At 69.3% G+C, this 17,930-nt stretch carries 18 protein-coding genes and 1 tRNA gene; 5 read left to right on the top strand and 14 right to left on the bottom strand.

The window, feature by feature from the left end; all coding sequences use genetic code 11:
* Positions 1-142: 142 nt before the first annotated feature.
* Positions 143-216, bottom strand: a tRNA-Met gene (locus tag OG322_RS11150).
* A 52-nt stretch (positions 217-268) separates the two neighbouring features.
* Complete coding sequence (locus OG322_RS11155) at positions 269-3,202, bottom strand: UPF0182 family membrane protein (RefSeq protein WP_206432401.1); 2,934 nt, start codon at positions 3,200-3,202, stop codon at positions 269-271.
* A 128-nt stretch (positions 3,203-3,330) separates the two neighbouring features.
* On the opposite strand from OG322_RS11155, the gene OG322_RS11160 reads away from it, so the two are divergent.
* Complete coding sequence (locus OG322_RS11160) at positions 3,331-3,900, top strand: PPA1309 family protein (RefSeq protein ID WP_241200130.1); 570 nt, start codon at positions 3,331-3,333, stop codon at positions 3,898-3,900.
* 30 nt (positions 3,901-3,930) lie between these two features.
* Here OG322_RS11160 and OG322_RS11165 read toward each other — a convergent pair whose 3' ends face one another.
* The 4 genes from OG322_RS11165 to OG322_RS11180 all read right to left on the bottom strand — a co-directional run bounded on the left by OG322_RS11165 (position 3,931) and on the right by OG322_RS11180 (position 7,209).
* Positions 3,931-5,019: a YlbL family protein gene (locus OG322_RS11165; RefSeq protein ID WP_123461531.1), complete on the bottom strand. Its 1,089-nt coding sequence runs from the start codon at positions 5,017-5,019 to the stop codon at positions 3,931-3,933.
* A gap of 145 nt (positions 5,020-5,164) precedes the next feature.
* Entirely contained in the window at positions 5,165-5,353 is a 189-nt protein-coding gene (locus tag OG322_RS11170; RefSeq protein ID WP_123461530.1) for a hypothetical protein, read from the bottom strand.
* A gap of 128 nt (positions 5,354-5,481) precedes the next feature.
* Entirely contained in the window at positions 5,482-5,943 is a 462-nt protein-coding gene (locus OG322_RS11175; RefSeq protein WP_123462458.1) for a molybdenum cofactor biosynthesis protein MoaE, read from the bottom strand.
* A gap of 123 nt (positions 5,944-6,066) precedes the next feature.
* Complete coding sequence (locus OG322_RS11180; RefSeq protein WP_124284992.1) at positions 6,067-7,209, bottom strand: SDR family oxidoreductase; 1,143 nt, start codon at positions 7,207-7,209, stop codon at positions 6,067-6,069.
* A gap of 190 nt (positions 7,210-7,399) precedes the next feature.
* On the opposite strand from OG322_RS11180, the gene OG322_RS11185 reads away from it, so the two are divergent.
* A complete protein-coding gene (locus OG322_RS11185) occupies positions 7,400-8,884 on the top strand; it encodes a zinc-dependent metalloprotease (protein WP_329306368.1) in 1,485 nt (494 codons plus the stop codon).
* The gene (locus tag OG322_RS11190; protein WP_329306369.1) at positions 8,881-9,429 is read left to right on the top strand and encodes an NUDIX hydrolase; all 549 of its coding nucleotides are present in this window, start codon (positions 8,881-8,883) and stop codon (positions 9,427-9,429) included. Before OG322_RS11185 ends, OG322_RS11190 begins: the two co-directional genes overlap by 4 nt.
* Before the next feature lie 118 nt (positions 9,430-9,547).
* Here the strand turns inward: OG322_RS11190 and OG322_RS11195 are convergent, their stop codons facing one another.
* The 4 genes from OG322_RS11195 to OG322_RS11210 form a co-directional block, all read right to left on the bottom strand.
* Positions 9,548-10,303, bottom strand: a complete 756-nt coding sequence (locus OG322_RS11195) for an AIM24 family protein (RefSeq protein WP_124284990.1) — start codon at positions 10,301-10,303, stop codon at positions 9,548-9,550.
* A 17-nt stretch (positions 10,304-10,320) separates the two neighbouring features.
* Positions 10,321-11,001: an AIM24 family protein gene (locus OG322_RS11200; RefSeq protein WP_123461525.1), complete on the bottom strand. Its 681-nt coding sequence runs from the start codon at positions 10,999-11,001 to the stop codon at positions 10,321-10,323.
* An 11-nt stretch (positions 11,002-11,012) separates the two neighbouring features.
* Entirely contained in the window at positions 11,013-12,641 is a 1,629-nt protein-coding gene (locus tag OG322_RS11205) for a TerD family protein (protein WP_329306370.1), read from the bottom strand.
* A 107-nt stretch (positions 12,642-12,748) separates the two neighbouring features.
* Positions 12,749-13,372 carry a M48 metallopeptidase family protein gene (locus tag OG322_RS11210; RefSeq protein WP_123461523.1) on the bottom strand — a complete coding sequence of 208 codons (624 nt, stop codon included), beginning with the start codon at positions 13,370-13,372 and terminating at the stop codon, positions 12,749-12,751.
* Between the two features lie 186 nt (positions 13,373-13,558).
* On the opposite strand from OG322_RS11210, the gene OG322_RS11215 reads away from it, so the two are divergent.
* Positions 13,559-14,704: a ThiF family adenylyltransferase gene (locus OG322_RS11215; RefSeq protein ID WP_124284988.1), complete on the top strand. Its 1,146-nt coding sequence runs from the start codon at positions 13,559-13,561 to the stop codon at positions 14,702-14,704.
* A 41-nt stretch (positions 14,705-14,745) separates the two neighbouring features.
* Entirely contained in the window at positions 14,746-16,266 is a 1,521-nt protein-coding gene (locus OG322_RS11220) for an ABC1 kinase family protein (protein ID WP_266410994.1), read from the top strand.
* Between the two features lie 12 nt (positions 16,267-16,278).
* On the opposite strand, the gene OG322_RS11225 is transcribed toward OG322_RS11220, so the two are convergent.
* The 4 genes from OG322_RS11225 to OG322_RS11240 form a co-directional block, all read right to left on the bottom strand.
* Positions 16,279-16,482 (bottom strand): hypothetical protein, encoded by a 204-nt coding sequence (locus tag OG322_RS11225; RefSeq protein WP_123461520.1) that lies wholly within the window; start codon positions 16,480-16,482, stop codon positions 16,279-16,281.
* Between the two features lie 211 nt (positions 16,483-16,693).
* Positions 16,694-17,017 (bottom strand): hypothetical protein, encoded by a 324-nt coding sequence (locus OG322_RS11230; RefSeq protein ID WP_123462456.1) that lies wholly within the window; start codon positions 17,015-17,017, stop codon positions 16,694-16,696.
* A 32-nt stretch (positions 17,018-17,049) separates the two neighbouring features.
* Complete coding sequence (locus OG322_RS11235; protein ID WP_123461519.1) at positions 17,050-17,418, bottom strand: WhiB family transcriptional regulator; 369 nt, start codon at positions 17,416-17,418, stop codon at positions 17,050-17,052.
* 172 nt (positions 17,419-17,590) lie between these two features.
* On the bottom strand, positions 17,591-17,926 hold the full coding sequence (locus tag OG322_RS11240) for a hypothetical protein (RefSeq protein ID WP_123461518.1): 336 nt from the start codon (positions 17,924-17,926) through the stop codon (positions 17,591-17,593).
* Between the last annotated feature and the right edge of the window lie 4 nt (positions 17,927-17,930).

Raw genomic sequence — 17,930 nt, forward strand, 5'->3', positions numbered from 1 at the left:
CTTGCCCACAGAGAGACAAGTCAAGCATGTCCTTCTCCAACTCGTGCCCCGTAAACCGCACTTCACGCCCACTGCACAGAAAAGTCACGGCGACACGGCGAAGGCCCGGATCCTCGAAAGGATCCGGGCCTTCGTCTTTCAGTAGCGGGGACAGGATTTGAACCTGCGACCTCTGGGTTATGAGCCCAGCGAGCTACCGAGCTGCTCCACCCCGCGCCGTTGTGTTCAAACCGTACCACGGCGCGAAGGTGAAGCTTTACCGGGTTACTCAGCCGCCGCTGTCGGCACTCGCGGTGCTGTCAGGCTTATCGGCCTTGTCCGTCTTATCGGTGCTGCCGGCCTTGGGCTGGGCGGCAGCCGCCCGCTGCAACGCGTCCTGCAGATCCGTCTGGGCCTTGCCGTAGGCGGCCCAGTCCTGCTTCTTCAGGGCTGCCTCGCCTTCCGTATAGGCCTTCTGCGCATCGGCGATCGCCTTCTTCAGCGCGGCGTCGCCGGTGGCCGGCGGCTCCGTGGTGTCGCCCGGTGGCGGCGTGGTCTCGGCCGGTGGCTGGCTCGTGTCGGAGCCGTCCGCCCCGAAGACCGCGTTGAGCGCCTCACCGAGGCTGTTCTCGAAGACGATCTTCGACCCGTACGAGGCGGCGACCTTGCGCAGCAGCGGATAGTTCTGCGTGCCACCGCGCGTGTACACCGGCTCGATGTAGAGGAAGCCCCCTTCGAGCGGCACCGTCAGCAGGTTGCCGTACTCGATGTCGGAGTCGGTGCCCTTGAGGTTTCTCACGAACTCGGCGACGTCGTCGTTGCCGTTGAGCTCACTCTGTACCTGGCCGGGGCCCTTCACCGTGGTGGTGACTCTCAGCAGTCTTATCGTGCCGTAGTCCTTGCTGGACGCATCGGCGTCCACCGCCATGAACGCCCCGAGGTCGGGCCGCCCCTTGGGAGTGAACGTCGTCGTCAACGAGAACTTCTGAGCCGCCTGATCCGGCATCTTTATGCTCAGGTAGTACGGCGGGACCGCACCGGACTCCTTGTTGGTCGGGTCGTCCGGGACCTGCCACGCGTCACTGCCGCTGTAGAACTGGGCGGGGTTTTCCACGTGGTAGCGGGTCAGCAGCTCGCGCTGCACCTTGAACAGGTCCTGCGGGTAGCGCAGGTGGTCCATGAGGTCCTGCGGGATGTCCGTCCTGGGCTGCACGGTCCCCGGGAACGCCTTGCGCCAGGTCTTGAGGATCGGGTCCTCGGTGTCCCACTCGTAGAGCTTGACCTTGCCGTCGTACGCGTCGACGGTGGCCTTCACCGAGTTGCGGATGTAGTTGACCTGGTTCTGCTGGGCGACGACCGCACGCTGGTTGGTGGTCAGCGAGTCGGCCGTGGTGTCACCCAGGGTCGTGCGCGAGGCGTACGGGTAGCCGTTGGTCGTGGTGTACGCGTCGACGACCCACTGGATGCGGCCGTTGACGACGGCCGGGTAGGCGTCGCCGTCGATGGTCAGCCAGGGGGCGACCGCCTCGACCCGCTCCTTGGGGGTGCGGTTGTACAGAATCCGCGAGCCGTCGCCGATGGCTCCCGAGTACAGGATCTGCGGTTCGCTGAACGCCACCGCGTAGGCGGCGCGGTTGAACGCGCTGGAGAGGCTGACCCCGCTCTTGCCCTTGTAGCTGGTGGTCTTCTCGCCGTCCTCCTCGTAGTCGAGCTCCTTCTGGGGCCCGCCGACGATGGAGTACTGCTCGGTCTTCTCGCCGTAGTAGATCTCCTGCTGGTACGAGCCCAGCTCACCGGTGGTCGGCAGTCCTGACTCGGTGAAGTCGGGAGATCCCTTCGGGTTCTTGCCCGTCGTGGTACCCCGGGCGGCGATCGCACCGTAGCCGTGGGTGTAGGTGAAGTGGTCGTTGATCCAGTTGCGCTTGGGGATGCCCTGCAGGTTGAGCTCGCGCAGACCGATGACCGTGTCCTGCTCCTTGCCGGACTCGTCCTTGTAGCGGTCGACATCCAGCGTCTTGGGGAACTGGTAGTAGTTCCTCTTCTGCTGGAGCTGCTGGAAGGCCGGGGAGACGACGTTGGGGTCCATCACCCGGTAGCTGGCCGCCGCGTCCGCACTGGCACGGAGCTTCGTCTCGTCATCCGTGGTGCTCTTGCCCGTGTAGTCGTCGACCTGCGCGTTGTCGATGTCGTAGGCGTCCCGTGTGGCCTCGATGTTCTTCCGGATGAACGGGGCTTCCTTCGCCTGCTCGTTCGGCTGGACCTGGAACTTCTGGACGATCGCCGGGTAGAGCCCGCCGATCAGGATCGCGGAGAGGACCATCAGCCCGAATCCGATCACCGGAAGCTGCCAGGTGCGGCGCCAGAGCGTCGCGAAGAACAGCACGGCACAGATCGCGGCGATGCAGAACAGGATGGTCTTCGCCGGCAGGTAGGCGTTGGCGTCGACGTAGCGAAGGCCCGTCCAGTTGTCCGTGGCCTTGAAGTCGCTGGACTTCACCGCGAGCCCGTAGCGGTCGAGCCAGTAGGCCACCGCCTTCAGCGCGACGAAGATGCCGAGCAGCACCGAGAGGTGACCGGTGGCCGCCCCCGTCGCCCGCGCGCCGGGGCTGGTGATGCGCAGCCCGCCGTACAGGTAGTGGGTCAGCGCGGCGGCGATCAGCGAGAGCACCGTGGCCGCGAAGCCGAAGCCCAGCAGGAAGCGGTACCAGGGCAGGTCGAAGGCGAAGAAGGACACGTCCAGATGGAACTGGGGGTCCTTCTGCCCGAACGACACGCCGTTCACGTACATCAGCCAGGTGCGCCACTGGCCGGAGGAGGACGCTCCGGCGATCAGACCGACGAGCGCGGTGATCGCGAGCAGCACCCACTTCTTGTACGGGGCGAGGCTCATCCGGTAGCGGTCCAGGCTCTGCTGCTCCAGCGACATCGCGCTCAGCGGCGGCCGGAGCCGGTGTGCGAGCCAGATGTTCACGCCGACGGCGACGGCCATCAGCAGTCCGAAGACGAGGAACAGTCCGATCTTGGTCCACAGGGTGGTGGTGAAGACGGATGAATACGCGACCGACCTGTACCAGAGCCAGTCCGTCCAGAACCCCGCGAACATGACGAACGCCATGGCGAGAATCGCCAGGACGCCCAGTGTCATGAGCAGGGTTCGGGCGCGCCGGGACGGGCGGCCGACTCTGATCCGTGGCCCTGTCGGGCCTCCGCCGCGGTCCGGCATCTGGAAAGCCAACGTGCGCACCTCAAAGTTCGCGGTCGTGTTGAAGGGGGCCCCGCGATCGTAGAGCCCACCTATGCAACTTACTGAGGCTTTACCTAGTTCCCGTTCCCGGGGCGGAAGGAGGCAGGATGTTGTCCATGTCCAACGTTTCCCCCTCAGGCCCTCCGATGGCCGCGAGCCCGCTCACTGTCGCGGTGCTCGAAATCGACGAATACATCTCCGGTCTCGGCTGGGATCAGCCCGCCCGGCTCTTCGCCCTCGTCGACACCGCCCGGCTGCGGGTCCAGGAGCCGGGCCTCGCCGCCCAGCTCGGCCTCGACGGCGACGGCTCGAAGGCCGCCGCACTCACCCCTATTGAGCAGGAGGAGCTTCCCGCAGGTACCGCGCTGGACGAGTTCCTCGCCACGATCGCCTGGCCGGACGCGGTGGTCGGGTGCGCGATGACGGTGGAGCGGCTGATGCTGCCGCCGTCCGCCGAGGCCTCCGTCCCCGAAGGCCTCGACGACACCCAGCTGACCAAGTGGGTCGCCAAGCACCCCGACCGCCAGGAGGTGCGGATGACCGTGGCCGTCCTGCGCGACGGCGCTCGGGAGTCGGCCGTGCGTCTGCGGGAGAAGGACTCGCCGAACGACGTGCTGACCGGGGCCGGCCTGGTGCCGGGGCTGGCCGAGGCACTGTCCGCGACCTTCGAGTCCTGACCTCGCCGGTCCGCCGGTGCGGGGACGCGGTCAGCCTGTCGAGCAGCTCGGCAGGCCGGCCGTGTCCCCCGAGCGGATCTTCTCCAGCGACTTCTTGGCGTCGTCGATCGTCTTGACCCGCACCAGGGTGAGGCCGTCGGGGGTGTCGGAGGCGGCCGACTTGCAGTTGTCGGTCGGGGTCAGGAAGTACCGCGCGCCGGCGTTGCGCGCGCCGACCAGCTTCATGTTGATGCCGCCGATCGGGCCGACCTTGCCCTTGTCGTCGATCGTCCCGGTGCCCGCGACGAACTTGCCGCCCGTCAGCTGTCCCGGGGTGAGCTTGTCGACGATGCCGAGGGAGAACATCAGACCGGCGCTCGGGCCGCCCACGTCGGCGAGCTTGATGTTGATCTCGAACGGGAAGGTGTGGTCCGTCCCCGCCTGGATACCGACGATCGCGCGGTTCTCCTTGGGGGCCTTCTCGGTGGTGAGGGTGATCTTCTCGGTGCCCTCGGGCTCCTTGCCGGCCTTCTCGGCCGCCGCCGCGGTCTTGGCCGGGATGACCGTGAAGGTGACGTCCTGGCCGGGCTTGTGCCGGGTGACGAGCTTCGCGACGTCCTCGGGCTGCTTGACCGCCGTACCGTCGACGGCCTTGATCACGTCGCCGGCGTGCAGCTTGCCCTGTGAGGGGCTGTCCTTGATGACCGTGGAGACCACGACCCGTGACGACACCGGAATGCCCAGTTCGGTGAGGGCCGCGACCTTGGCGCTCTCCTGGGACTGGCTGAACTCCTCGGCGTTCTCCTGCGTCGACTGCTGCTCGGTCTTGCCGTCCGGGTAGAGCGTGTCGTGCGGTACGACGAGGCTGTCGTGCCCCAGCCACCCGTAGACGGCCTCCACGAGGTTCATGTTGTAGTCGGCGCCGGTCACCCTGACCGTCGTCATGTTGAGATGGCCGGACGTCTTGTACGTCTTGCGCCCGGTGATCTGCAGGACCGGGTCGCCGTCGACCTCGCCGAGCGTGTTCACGGTCGGCCCGGGGGACATCTCCGCGTACGGCACTTTGATCAGCACACCTGCGCAGAGCAGCGCGATCAGAACCAGGGTGGAGGCGAGCATCGTCGCGGTGCGGCGTGGCATGGAACGACAGTACGGGAAGCGTCCGTCTGTGCACCGCCGGGGCCGGTCCGTACGGGGCCGGGGCGAGGGCGCGAGGGGTGCGCCGGAGAGTCTCGGCGGGCGGTGCCGTGGTGCGGATTGGCGACCGCGTACGTTCGTCGCGGCGTCAGACGTTCGATATCTGCTCGACCGGTTCCGAACCGGAGTGCGACTTCTCCATCGCTTCACGGAACCGGGCATAGCCGGCGAGCTCGGTGCCATCGCCGGTCGTGCGATTACGGGCGGCCCAGCTTCCCCATATCGCTGCGCCGATCGCAGCAAAAAGCGGAATCAACAACCAGGCGAGTGCTGCCATGACGACCTCCCTGCACCATGAGCAACCGCAACTGACCGATCAGCAGATTAACCATCTGCAGAGCCAACGCTCACGGCAGGGGTGCGGTTACGCAAATCGGGGCAGATTTCCGCCCGACCGGTTTGCGCTCAGCAGGCGCCGACCCACTCCTCCGTGCCGTCCGAAAAGCGCTGGTGCTTCCAGATCGGAACCTCGCGCTTGAGGTCGTCGATGAGCTTGCGGCAGGCCTCGAAGGCCTCTGCGCGGTGCGGGCAGGATACCGCCACGACCACGGCGAGGTCGCCCACCTCCAGTTCACCCACTCGGTGGACAGCGGCCAGCGCCCGGACCGGGAAGGCGGCGACGACCTTCTCCGCCACCCGGCGCATCTCGTCCCGCGCCGAGGGGTGGCACGAATAGCCGAGCGCCCCCACGTCCTGGCCGCCGTCGTGATTGCGCACGGTGCCGACGAAGAGTGCGGTGCCGCCGGCGGCGTCGTCGCCGACGGCACGGAAGATCTCGTCCACCGACAGCGGCGTGTCGCGGATCTCCAGCAGCCGGATGGGGTCCTGTGCCGTCTGCTCGCCGGGGTGGTCGTGCGTGGATGCCATGCCAGCCATCGTGCCGTACCGCGCCGGCATCACGGAATAGCGCTTTCCGCTGGTGGGCCGCAGTCCCCCTTGGAGCCTCCTACAGACGCCGTCCCGTGCTCGGCATCCTTCCCGGCAGCGGTACTAGATACGGCGGCGCGCCTTGCGGGCGCGTCGCACCAGGGCAGCAGTACCGAGCAGGGCCACGGTCGCACCGGCGGCACCGGCCGCGGTGGCGTCCTTGCGGCCGAGCCGGCGGCCGGCGACGGTGTGCCGTCCCTCCACCTCTTCGAGGAGCGCGGCGAGCACCTCCTCGTTGGTCCAGCTCGGGCGCCAGCCCGCGTCGTGCAGCCGGCTCACACTCACCACCCAGGGGTGCATCGTGTACGCCAGATCGCCCGCCGGGGACGGGGTGAGGCCGATCCGGTGCAGCCGGGCGGCGGCGCCGAGCGCGACGGCGGAGGGCAGCTCCATCCGGCGGACGCCGCTGATCTCCTCGACCTCCTCCTGTTCGAGCCAGCCGTCGCAGCCGACCGCGAACTCTCCGTCGATCTTCTCCAGCGCCGCGTACTCCAGCGCCGTGACCAGGTCGTCGACATGGCAGAACTGCCAGGTGGGACGCGATCCGGCGACAACGAGGAGGCGCGGTGACTCGAAGTAACGGGTCAGTGCCGTGTCGGTGCCGCCGACGAGCACCGTGGGACGGACCACGGTGACGTGGAGTCCGGGGTGGGCGCGGGGTGCGCGGCGGCCGAGCCGTTCGATCTCCAGCAGGTCGCCGACGCCGGTCGCCTCCGCGGTGGCCCGCAGTTCGGCGTCCTCGGCCAGCGGGATGTCGTTGTCGGGCAGTGCGCCGTAGACCATCGCGGAGGTGCACAGCACGACCCGGTGGACGCCGACGGCCGCTGCGGCGGTCAGCACGGTCTGGGTGCCGCGCACGTTGTAGGCGGTGCGGGCGGCGGGATCGGTCTCCAGGTCGAGATCGAGCGCCAGGTGCACCACGACGTCCGCGCCTCGCAGCTTCTCCGCGATGGCCGGGTCACGGACGTCGAGGACGTGCCAGGTCGCCTCGGAGACCTCCCCGCGGCGTTCGTCGATGGCGATGACCTGCTTGATCTCCTCGGAGGCCGCGAGCCGGGCCGCGAGCAGCTCGCCCACACCCGTCGCGGCTCCGGTGACGGCCACGACGGGGCCACGGCTTCTGGAGCGGCTCGGGACAGTCTTGTTCTCGGGCAGAGGGTCGGCCAGGTTTCGCGCTGCGCGAACCTGAGGATCTGGGGAACTCACCGGGCGTCTCCAGCGGTTGTCTTCAGTACGTACCCGAATGACGCGTACGTACCAGGTGGCGTCCATCCTGCCGCAGGCCGGGAGCCGACGGAGCACTGAGGCCCTGAGCGGACTTGGTGTCTACGCTGGATGGTGATGTCGGGCAGTCGCCGTCGGTTCGATCCGGCGGCCCTACGAGCCGAGGAAACCCGTGAGTGACACCCCATTCGGATTCGGCCTTCCGCCGGAGGAGCCGGACGACGGCGACCATGGCAAGAAGAAGGACCCCACCGGAGGTGGGCAGGGTTCGGGCGGTCCGGCGAACCCGCTCGGCTTCGGCCCCGGTGCGGGCGGTGACAACCCGTTCGCCGCGATGTTCGGTTCGATGAACCCGAACGACCTGGGTGCCGCCTTCCAGCAGCTCGGCCAGATGCTGAGCTACGAGGGCGGTCCCGTGAACTGGGACATGGCCAAGCAGATCGCCCGCCAGACCGTCTCGCAGGGCAATGCGGACGGCACCAAGGACGCGAGCGTCGGTCCGTCCGAGCGAGCCGCGGTCGACGAGGCGCTGCGGCTGGCGGACATCTGGCTGGACGGCGCGACGTCGCTGCCGTCCGGTTCGGTCTCGACCGTGGCCTGGAGCCGTGCGGAGTGGGTCGAGGCGTCCCTCCCCGCGTGGCAGAAGCTGGTCGACCCGGTGGCCGAGCGTGTCGGCCTCGCCATGGGCGATGTGCTGCCCGAGGAGATGCAGGCGATGGCCGGCCCGCTGATCGGCATGATGCGGTCGATGGGCGGCGCGATGTTCGGCCAGCAGATCGGGCAGGCCGTCGGTGTGCTGGCGGGCGAGGTCGTCGGCTCGACCGATATCGGGCTGCCGCTGGGCCCGGCCGGCAAGGCCGCGCTGCTTCCGCTGAACGTCGAGCGGTTCGGCAAGGACCTGAGCGTGCCGCAGGACGAGGTGCGGCTGTACCTGGCGCTGCGCGAGGCCGCTCACCAGCGGCTCTTCGCCCACGTGCCGTGGCTGCGCTCGCATCTGTTCGGTGCCGTGGAGGGCTATGCGCGCGGCATCAAGGTCGACACCAGCAAGCTGGAGGACGTGGTCGGCCAGTTCGACCCGTCGCAGCCCGAGCAGCTGCAGGAAGCTCTTCAGCAGGGCATGTTCCAGCCGGAGGACACCCCGGAGCAGAAAGCCGCCCTGGCCCGGCTGGAGACGGCGCTCGCGCTGGTCGAGGGCTGGGTGGACGCCGTGGTGCACGAGGCCTCGAAGTCCCGGCTGACCTCGGCGGACGCGCTCCGCGAGACGATGCGCAGGCGCCGCGCGTCCGGCGGTCCCGCCGAGCAGACGTTCGCCACGCTGATCGGTCTCCAGCTGCGTCCGCGGCGGCTGCGTGACGCCTCGCGGCTGTGGGCCTCGCTCACGGACGCACGGGGTCTCGACGGACGCGACGCGCTGTGGGAGCACCCCGACATGCTCCCGACCGCCCACGACCTGGACGACCCGGACGGGTTCGTGCACCACGAGCAGCTGGACTTCTCCGAGCTGGACAAGATGCTCGGCGAGGCCGCGAACGGGCCGCAGAAGCCCGCGGCCGGCACCGACGGCAAGGCCGGGCCCGGCCCGGACGAAGCCGACGACAAGGGCAGCAACGGTGCGGACGGCGCCGACGGCGACAGCAAGGACGACACCGACAAGTGAGCCTGCACGACGACGCCGTTCTCGTACTGAAGAGCTACGGGAGCGGTGCGGGCGACGCCCAGGAAGAGTTGCGCCGGGCCTATCTGGACCATCTGGCGCTGCATCCCGACGGTATGTGGAAGGCCTGCGGGACCGGGCACCTGACAGCCAGCGCGCTGGTCGTGGACCCGGAGCGCGGCAAGGTGCTGCTCACGCTGCACCGGAAGCTGCGGATGTGGCTGCAGATGGGCGGTCACTGCGAGCCCGGGGACGCCACGCTGGCCGGGGCGGCGCTGCGCGAGGCCGCGGAGGAGTCCGGCATCGCCGGTCTGACGCTGCTGGCGAGCGGCCCGGTCACCCTGGACCGCCACCTGATCCCGGCGCCCTGCAACTGGCATCTGGACGTCCAGTACGCGGCACTGGCACCGTCGGGTTCGACGGAGCGGATCAGTGACGAATCGCTGGACCTGCGCTGGTTCACCTACGACGAGGTCGCCGGGGTCGCCGACTCCTCGGTGGTGCGTCTGGTGGAACGTACGCGGGCGGCACTGGACGGCGTCCGGTAACGGGAACGACGACAGCACGGGTAAGGGGCGGCCTCCTGAGAGGCCGCCCCTTACCCGTCCGCCCACCGCACTCACCGCACCCGGCCGCCCGGTCTGCGCCGGGTCGGTGTGCCGTGGCTCAGTTCCAGGCGTTGTTCTGGTTCTGGGCGTGAACCCCCTGCTGGCCCATGCCGAACTGGGCAGCCATCCCCTGGCCGATCTGGGCGCCCTGCGGCGGCAGCACCTCGCTCGGCTGGACCAGGGCGAAGCCCTGCCCGAGGAAGCTGAGCTCCCAGCCCTCGCCGGTGTTGCCGCGTCGGCGCATGACACCCGAGGAGTGCGTCTGGGCCTGCATCTGCACGCGCAGGGAGCTGGACCAGGCGACGACGGCGTCCGCGTCGGCGTTGACGTATTTGTCGGGCGTGACCTGCATCATCAGCGGCTGGCCGGAAGTCATCAGAGCGACCTTGCCGCTGCCGGAGATGTTGAGCTGGTACTTGCCGGTACCCGAGATGCCGTACTGGCTGTCCACCGCGATGACCTCGGTGTGGAGCGACGAGTCGAGCGCCAGGACATAGGCGCTGTCCACCGTCATGCCGTCGCGGTCGACATCCACCACGTGGACGTACTGCGCCAGGTTGGCGAGATAGACGGTGCCCTGCCCGGAGCAGCGCATCAGGTCGAGGCCCTCACCGGTGCTCGCGCGGGCCCGGCGCTGTCCGTGCGACTGGTACTCGCCGTCGAACTCCATCAGCCCCTGGTACGCGACCATGGCCCCCTTGCGGGCGAGGACGTCGTCGTGGCCGGTCAGCGAGACCCGCAGGAGCTGCGGGTTCTGAACCGCGTACCGGTCCTGGGACTGCTGTTCCGTGTAGCTGAAAAGCGAACTCTGCATGGTGTGTTCTCCCCCCGTCAGTTCCGGACCCGCAGGCGGTCGGTACTGTCCTCGCTCGGCTGGACGACGACGATCCCCTGGCCGGAGAAGGCCATCTGGAACGCCTCTCCGCTGCCCCGCCCTATGAGAGAGGAGGCCTTGAAGCTGCGCTTGCCCTTCACCTTCAGGTTCGGGGACCACGCCACCAGGGCGTCCGGGTCGACGTACGTCTCGTCCTCGCCACGCCCGCAGTCGACGACGATCGGCGTGCCGCGGGAGGTGATGGCGACCCAGCCGGTGCCGGAGATGCAGACGTTCCACAGCCCCTGGCCGGCGAACTTGGCCAGCCCCTTGACCCGTTCGACGCCCCAGGTGAGATGGCCGTCGAAGGCGAGGACATTGGTGCCGTTGACCGAGAGGGAGTCGTTGTTGAGATTGATGACGACCACATCCGCGCCGTAGTCGGCGAGGTAGAGCAGTCCGTCGCCGGCGCACTTCATCAGGGGCGTGCCCTCGCCGGTGATCCACTGCGAGGCGATCTGGCGGACGGCGGGCGGGTTGGGCTCGTACTGGATGAAGCCCTCGTACGCCACCATCGAGCCGGTGCGCGCGTACAGGTCCTGGCCGGTGGCCATGGCGACCTTCAGCATCGAATGGCCGTGGTTCTCCATCCGGGCCGTGACGGGGGTCGGGGCGTAGCCCGCGAGTTGCTGATTCATGACGGGCTCCCTCAGACCTCGTAGGGCTGGACGACGATGAAGTTGCCGGGTGCGCCCCGGAACTGGAGGTTCACGGTCTCTCCGCTGTGTCCGGGGTAGGCGTTGCGGCGCAGCCGGACCTGGCTGGAGACGATCACCTGGGACGCCGACGACCACGCCACCACGGCGTTGCAGTCGGCGAAGGTGGTCGGGGTGACCGGCAGGACGACCGGCACACCGTGGGTCTTGACGACGACGGTGCCGGTGCCCTGGAACTGCATGGTGAACAGGGCGCCTCCGGGGATGCCGTGGCCCTCGATCCTGCGGACCTCGTGCTGCAGCGACTCGTCGAAGGCGAGGACGTTCTCCGCGGAGACGCAGATGCCGTCGCCCTGGAGCTCGACGGCGTGCAGATGGGAGCCGTCCTCGGCGAGGAAGACCTGCCCCCGGCCGGTACAGCGCATCAGCTGCATTTCCTGCCCCGTGGCGTTGCCGACGATCCGGCCGGCGAAACCTGCGCCCTTGTAGCCGAAGTCGACCTTGCCCTGGTACATCACCATGCTGCCCTGCCTGGCCAGCACTCCCCCGCCGCCGTTGGTGAGGTCGACACGCATGAGCTGCTGGTTCTGCGCGGTCCAGCGCTGGCCGGTGGCCGTCTCCTTGTACGGCTGGAGCGCGGCCAGGAGACCTGCCCCGGTCTGCGGCGCCCCTTGCGGCACACCCTGCGGCATGCCGGGGGGCTGCTGTCCGTACGGGGCGGGAGCCGGCTGTCCGTACGGGCCGGGAGCCTGCTGCCCGTAGGGTGCGGGCGGCTGTCCCGGGACCTGCCCGAACTGCGGCTGCTGGGGCGGCTGCCCCGGCTGGCCGTACGGAGCGGGTGCGGGCGGCGGCGGGGGCGGCGGGGGCACGACGCCGCCCTGCGGGGCCAACGGCGCCACGATGGTGGGCGCGGCATGCATCTGCTGCTGCGGAGTGGGCACCGGCGCGGACGCTGCCGGTCCGCCGAAGGACGGCGCGGGCTGCGGGACCTGCGGTGCGGCCGGGGCGCCGAACGACGGGGCGGGCGCCGACGCCTGGGCGGGAGGGGCGAACGACGGGACGGCGGACTGCGGCTCCGGAGCGGCGGGCGCCTCCTCGGCGACCTCGCCTCCGAAGTTCTTCAGCAGCGCGTCGAGGCCGCCGTCGAAGCCCTGGCCGACGGCGGCGAACCGCCAGACGTCCTTGAGGTAGAAGTCACCCAGCATCACCGCGCGTTCGGTGGTGAACTCCGAGCCGGTGAAGGAGTACCTGACGACTTCTTCGCCACCCGCGACGATCCGGATGTATCCGGGGCCGACCTGTGCCATCTGTCCGGCGCCGTCCAGCGTGGCGGTGAACGACAGCTTGTGGATGCTCGCCGGAATGCGGTCCAGAGTCACGCGGAACGACTCGGTGTCACCGGCCTGGGCGCCGAGGAGCTGAATGGACTCCTCGGGCGATTTCGGCTGATTGAAGAAGATGAAATACCGGTCGTCGGAGAGCTGCTCATTGGCATCGAGGCCGAAGCAGCTGATGTCAAAGGTCAGTCCCGGGCCGGCGATCTGCACACCTACGTACAGGTCCGTCCCCGGCGTGAGATCGCTGATCTTGGCCTTGTGGCCGCGTTGGAATTCCCTGGCCATGCGTAACGACCGTCCCCCATCCGGAAGCTAAATGCGTCGCGTCAGGCTAACCGCAAAGTCCGGCCACGGGCCAAGCCGGTACAGACCCGGTACAGAATCGCCGAACGTCACTCGCCGCGGGCGGCGGGCAGGTGCGGCAGCCGGTCGGCCGCCACCACCCCTTCGAGATAGCCGCGGGCCCGCTCCGTACGGGGGTAGGCGTCCAGGAGCCGCCAGAACCGCGGACCGTGTCCGGGCACCAGGAGATGGGCCAGCTCGTGGACGAGCACGTAGTCGACGACGTACTCCGGCATGCCCTGCAGCCGGTGCGACAGGCGGATGCTGCCCTCGGCGGGGGTGCAGGAACCCCACCGGGTGTTCTGATTGGTCACCCACCGCACCGAGACGGGTCTGGCCCTGCCCTGGAGATACTGCGCGGACAATCGCTCCGCCCGCTCGGCGAGTTCGCTGTCGCCGAGAATGCGTCTGCTCTCCTGGGCGGCCAGCTTGTCGAGCATCACACTCACCCAGCGCTGCTCCTCGGCCTCCGACATCCGGGCGGGAATCAGCACAATCGTGCGGTCACCCTCCCGGTACGCGGAGACCGTTCTGCTGCGGCGGGAGCTCCTGCGGACCTCGACCGCGCTCGTCGCCGAGCCGCGGGGCGGGCGGTCTGCCGCGCTGCGCTGATGAATTCCGGCGCTGTGCGCGGGGGTCTCCCCGGCGAAACCGGGTGGCGGGTCGGCGGGCACGGCACGACGTTACCCGCTGCCAGTGGGGGAAGTCCCGTCTCCTGAACGGTTCACACATGATCCACCCCACGGCGTCCACCATTTGAACGACTAACACCCCCGCCTGTGGATAACTTTCCACCCGCTTCCGCGGCCCGTTGCATTCTGGCAATGGATCTCACGCAGCCACACAGACCGGGGGAAGCCGTGCATCCGATGTTGAAGCCCGCACTGCGCCGCGCATGGCGCGGCCGCGGCACCGTCCAATTCGGCGTGACGCCCGCACATGCGGTGAAGGTCGGCCCGATGGATATCGCGACAGGCTGTTTCCTGGGGCTCCTCGACGGAACACGCGGGATGCCGCTGTTGCGCGAAGAGGCCAGGGCGCTGGATCTCACCGAACACCAAGTGGACACACTCGTCGCGCGGTTGCTGGACGCGGGGCTCATCGACGATGTGCGGGCCGGCGGACCGGAAGCCGATGCGCTACGGAACCGGGCGGAAGTCATGGAGCGTCACCGGCCGGACCTGGCGTCTCTCTCCGTCGTGCATCCCGAGCCAGGCGGCGGGATGCGCCGGCTGGCCGCCCGCCGCTCCATGCGCGTCCAGGTACGGGGAGCCGGCCGGGTGGGTGCGGCCATCGCCGCGGTGCTGTCCGGATCCGGGGTGGGGTACGTCGAGGTTCTGGACGGCGGATGCGCCGAGCAGTGCGACGTCTCGCCCGGGGGCCTGCCGCCCTCGGCGGCCGGAGAGCGCCGGGACACCGCGGCCCGGCAACTGGTCCGGCGCTCGGCCCCCGGTCCGGCACCTCGGGCGGCACAGTCGTCGGGCCGGCCCGCGAGCGGCGAGCCCGGCCTGTCCCTGATCGTGGTCGCCCCTCGCGAGAGCCTGTCCGCCTACGTCCCCGATCCGGGCACCGCCGAGCCGTGGATCGCCTCCGGCACACCCCATCTCTACGCCGGGGTGATCGAGGCCACCGGATTCGTCGGGCCCCTGGTGCTGCCCGGAGGCACGGCGTGCGCGGGTTGCCTGGATCTGCACCGGCGGGACCGGGACCCTCAGTGGCCACGGATGCTGGCGCAGTGGCAGTCCGGGCGGCGCACCGCCGTGCAGGCCTGTGACCTGGGCCTGGCGACCGCGGTCGCGGGTCTGGCGGCCGCACACGCGCTGGCCTTCCTCGACGGAGAACTGCCCGCCTGCACCGGGGCCCGATGGGAGGCCGCGCTGCCGCTGTTGGACTGGCGGTCGGAGCAGATCCGGGCGCACCTCGACTGTTCCTGTGGAGCGGGTGGGCACACTGAAGGGGTGCGCACCTCCGGGGCCGGCACGGCGCACGACACAATGGCCGGGTAGCCGCCGCACGCAGCGCGGCAGTCTGGGATTTGGAGGGGCATATGTCTGATCTTCCCCGGAAGGCGGTCACCCGAACCGCCAAGCTGGCCGCGCTGCCTTTGGGGTTCGCGGGCCGCGCCACCTGGGGGCTGGGCAAGCGCATCGGCGGGAAGTCCGCGGAGCTGGTCGCCCGCGAGGTACAGCAGCGCACCGCCGACCAGCTCTTCAAGGTCCTCGGCGAGTTGAAGGGCGGGGCCATGAAGCTCGGACAGGCCCTGTCCGTCTTCGAGTCCGCCCTGCCCGAGGAGGTCGCCGGCCCCTACCGCGCGGCCCTCACCAAACTCCAGGAGGCCGCGCCTCCGATGCCGGACAGCACGGTCCACGCGGTGCTGGCCGAGCGGCTCGGTGAGGACTGGCGGGAGCTGTTCCTGGCGTTCGAGGACAAGCCGTCGGCCGCCGCCTCGATCGGGCAGGTACACCGGGCGGTGTGGCACGACGGGCGGGACGTGGCGGTGAAGGTGCAGTACCCGGGTGCCGGGGAGGCGCTGCTCTCCGACCTGACCCAGCTCAGCCGGTTCGCCCGGCTGCTCGGCCCGCTGATTCCCGGCATGGACATCAAGCCGCTGATCACGGAGTTGCGCGACCGGGTGTCGGAAGAACTGGACTACGAGCAGGAGGCGCAGTCCCAGCGGGAGCACGCCGAGGAGTTCGCGGACGATCCCGATGTCGTGGTCCCGGGTGTGGTCCACCAGTCCGACCAGGTGCTGGTCACGGAGTGGATCGACGGTGTGCCGCTGGCCGATGTGATCGCCGGCGGAACCGCGGAGCAGCGGGACCGGGCGGGACAGCTGCTGGCCCGGTTCCTCTTCTCCGGCCCCGCGCGCACCGGGCTGCTCCACGCCGACCCGCACCCGGGCAATTTCCGGCTGCTGCCCCCGGACCCGGCCGGCACGGCGGACACCGGCGGCGCCGACTGCACCGGGGCGGCTCAGTGGCGGCTCGGTGTCCTCGACTTCGGGACGGTGGACCGGCTGCCGGGTGGGCTGCCGCAGACCATCGGGGACTCGTTGCGGCTGACGCTCCAGGACGACGCGGACGCGGTGTACGAGCTGCTGCGCGAGGAGGGCTTCGTCAAGGATTCGATCGACCTCGCACCGGACGCGGTGCTCGACTACCTCCGGCCGATCATCGAACCGGCGCTGGTGGAGGAGTTCGCCTTCAGCCGGAGCTGGATGCGCAATCAGGCCGCCCGGATAGCTGATCCGCGCTCCCCCGCCCACCAGCTGGGCAAGCAGCTGAATCTGCCGCCCGCCTATCTGCTGATACACCGCGTGACGTTGAGCACGATAGGGGTGCTGTGCCAGCTCGGCGCGACGGTCCGGCTGCGCGAGGAGCTCGAATCCTGGCTGCCGGGGTTCCTGCCGCAGGAAGAGCGGGAAGAGCAGGAAGCGGAGGAGCAGGCCGAGGAGGAATGGCCCGAGGATGCTCCGGCCGAGTTCGAGGCGGCGGAAGAATCGGTGGACGGGTTCGACGCGGTGGACGAGCCCGTGGAGGGCGCCGCGGCCGGCGCGGAGGTCAAGTAGCGGCCGGTCGGGTCACCACCAGGCGGAGTCGAGGCGGCTCTCGATGGCCCTGATGTGGGTGCGGGCGCAGTTGTCACAGAAGTAGCTGCGGCTGCCGTTCTCCACGGAACAGATCCAGGTCGGCGGTGCCTTGTCGCTCCCGGCTCCGGTACCGCACAGGGCACATACGACGCCCTCGGTGCCCGCCGTTTCGGGGCGCTGCGTCTCCTCGTCCACCTCGTGACGATAACTCCACCACCGCGGTCCGGCACGGCACCACACAGGACGGCCTCGGGGCCGGTCCGAGTGGGCCGGCCCCGAGGCAGGGGTGGTGATGTGGGTGCTGGGTACTGCTTGCTGCGGGTCAGAGAGCGGCTGCCCCGCGGCGGTCCTGCTGATATTCGGTACTGCTGGTGATCGGTACTGCTGGTGTTCGGTCCTGCTCGGCTCAGTGCATGACCGCCATGGCCAGCGCACGCCGGGCACGCATCGAAGCGCGCTCGGCCCGGCGCTGCATCCGCCGCGCGTTGATCAGGCGCATGGCCTGACGTTCCGCGTCGGCTTCCCGCAGGCGGTCGTGCATATGAGCACGAGCCAGGGCTTCTGGGATGAGTTGCATCTCACGGGTCCTGTTCTGACGCGAGTCGTTCGCGCCGATGATGGTGACGTCCGGTGTCGCGGAGCCGACGGGCTCCCTCGTGGGGATGGTCATTGGTTCCTGGTTTCGGGGGTCGTGGGTCTGGGGACGGTCGATGGTTCCGATGCGCTTCATGGGTTTGGGGGCCAGAACCCCCAGGTCGGCGATCACGCCGCGACCGGGTTCTTGCGCGGACGGCCACGCGGCCGCTTGCGAGCAACGACGACGCCCTGGATGAAGAGCTCGCCACCCCAGACACCCCACGGCTCGCGGCGCTCCTTGGCGCCGGCGAGACATGCCTCGACGAGCGGGCAGGTGCGGCAGAGGGACTTGGCGTGCTCGACGTCGGCCGGGGACTCGGCGAAGAAGACCTCGGGGTCGTAGGAGCGGCAGGGGACGGGCACGCCGAGGTTCTCGATGGCGTCGTCGAGCGCGGTGAGCGCAGTGAGCGGGGTCAAGGTGGAGTCCTCCGTGAGGCCGGGCGGGGGGATCGTTTCGGAAGGCGGTACGGACGGGGCGTGCGCTTCGAGTTGCACGGTGGTGGTGTCCTCGTCTGGTCGTTTCCGGCCTGTTGGCCGGGGGCGGCTGGTACCAGGTGTTGCTTGTCCCGAGGCCCCTTCGAGCTGTCTCGTCCGTTCGGACAAAACAAAAGGGCCGCGGATCCCGAGTGGGGTTCCGCGGCCCTGAAGGCGCCGGCCTGATGGTCGATCAGGCTGGATCTCTCCAGGGTTCAGGCCCACGGAAGGCCCACATCGTGTGGTGGTGCGTCGTCTGCTTCTTGGCTCCGGCTTCCGCTCCCGCACCGACGGCCGCAAAGGCATAGGCCTGGGCCTGTCCCTTCACTACTGCTGCTGCCGGTGCCTGGATCGGTCGCTCATTACGCTCCCGCTCGGGAAGGCTCACCAGGGACAGCGGGCTGACGGCGGAAATGCCGGACATACCGGTGCCACGCAGGGAAGACGTCGAAGAGCAGGCGAGGCCGAGCGAGCAGGCGGAGACGACCGAGAGATCGGTCATTTTGTTGGTCTCGATGATGCTGATCACTTCA

It is taken from the genome of Streptomyces sp. NBC_01260, assembly GCF_036226405.1.
In the GTDB taxonomy this organism is placed as follows: domain Bacteria; phylum Actinomycetota; class Actinomycetes; order Streptomycetales; family Streptomycetaceae; genus Streptomyces; species Streptomyces laculatispora.

Excerpts from the sequence above, each read along its gene's own strand:
- OG322_RS11155 (WP_206432401.1), bottom strand. The coding sequence starts at position 3,202 with ATGCCGGACCGCGGCGGAGGCCCGACAGGGCCACGGATCAGAGTCGGC.
- OG322_RS11160 (WP_241200130.1), top strand. The coding sequence starts at position 3,331 with ATGTTGTCCATGTCCAACGTTTCCCCCTCAGGCCCTCCGATGGCCGCG.
- OG322_RS11165 (WP_123461531.1), bottom strand. The coding sequence starts at position 5,019 with ATGCCACGCCGCACCGCGACGATGCTCGCCTCCACCCTGGTTCTGATC.
- OG322_RS11170 (WP_123461530.1), bottom strand. The coding sequence starts at position 5,353 with ATGGCAGCACTCGCCTGGTTGTTGATTCCGCTTTTTGCTGCGATCGGC.
- OG322_RS11175 (WP_123462458.1), bottom strand. The coding sequence starts at position 5,943 with ATGGCATCCACGCACGACCACCCCGGCGAGCAGACGGCACAGGACCCC.
- OG322_RS11195 (WP_124284990.1), bottom strand. The coding sequence starts at position 10,303 with ATGCAGAGTTCGCTTTTCAGCTACACGGAACAGCAGTCCCAGGACCGG.
- OG322_RS11200 (WP_123461525.1), bottom strand. The coding sequence starts at position 11,001 with ATGAATCAGCAACTCGCGGGCTACGCCCCGACCCCCGTCACGGCCCGG.
- OG322_RS11205 (WP_329306370.1), bottom strand. The coding sequence starts at position 12,641 with ATGGCCAGGGAATTCCAACGCGGCCACAAGGCCAAGATCAGCGATCTC.
- OG322_RS11220 (WP_266410994.1), top strand. The coding sequence starts at position 14,746 with ATGTCTGATCTTCCCCGGAAGGCGGTCACCCGAACCGCCAAGCTGGCC.
- OG322_RS11230 (WP_123462456.1), bottom strand. The coding sequence starts at position 17,017 with ATGAAGCGCATCGGAACCATCGACCGTCCCCAGACCCACGACCCCCGA.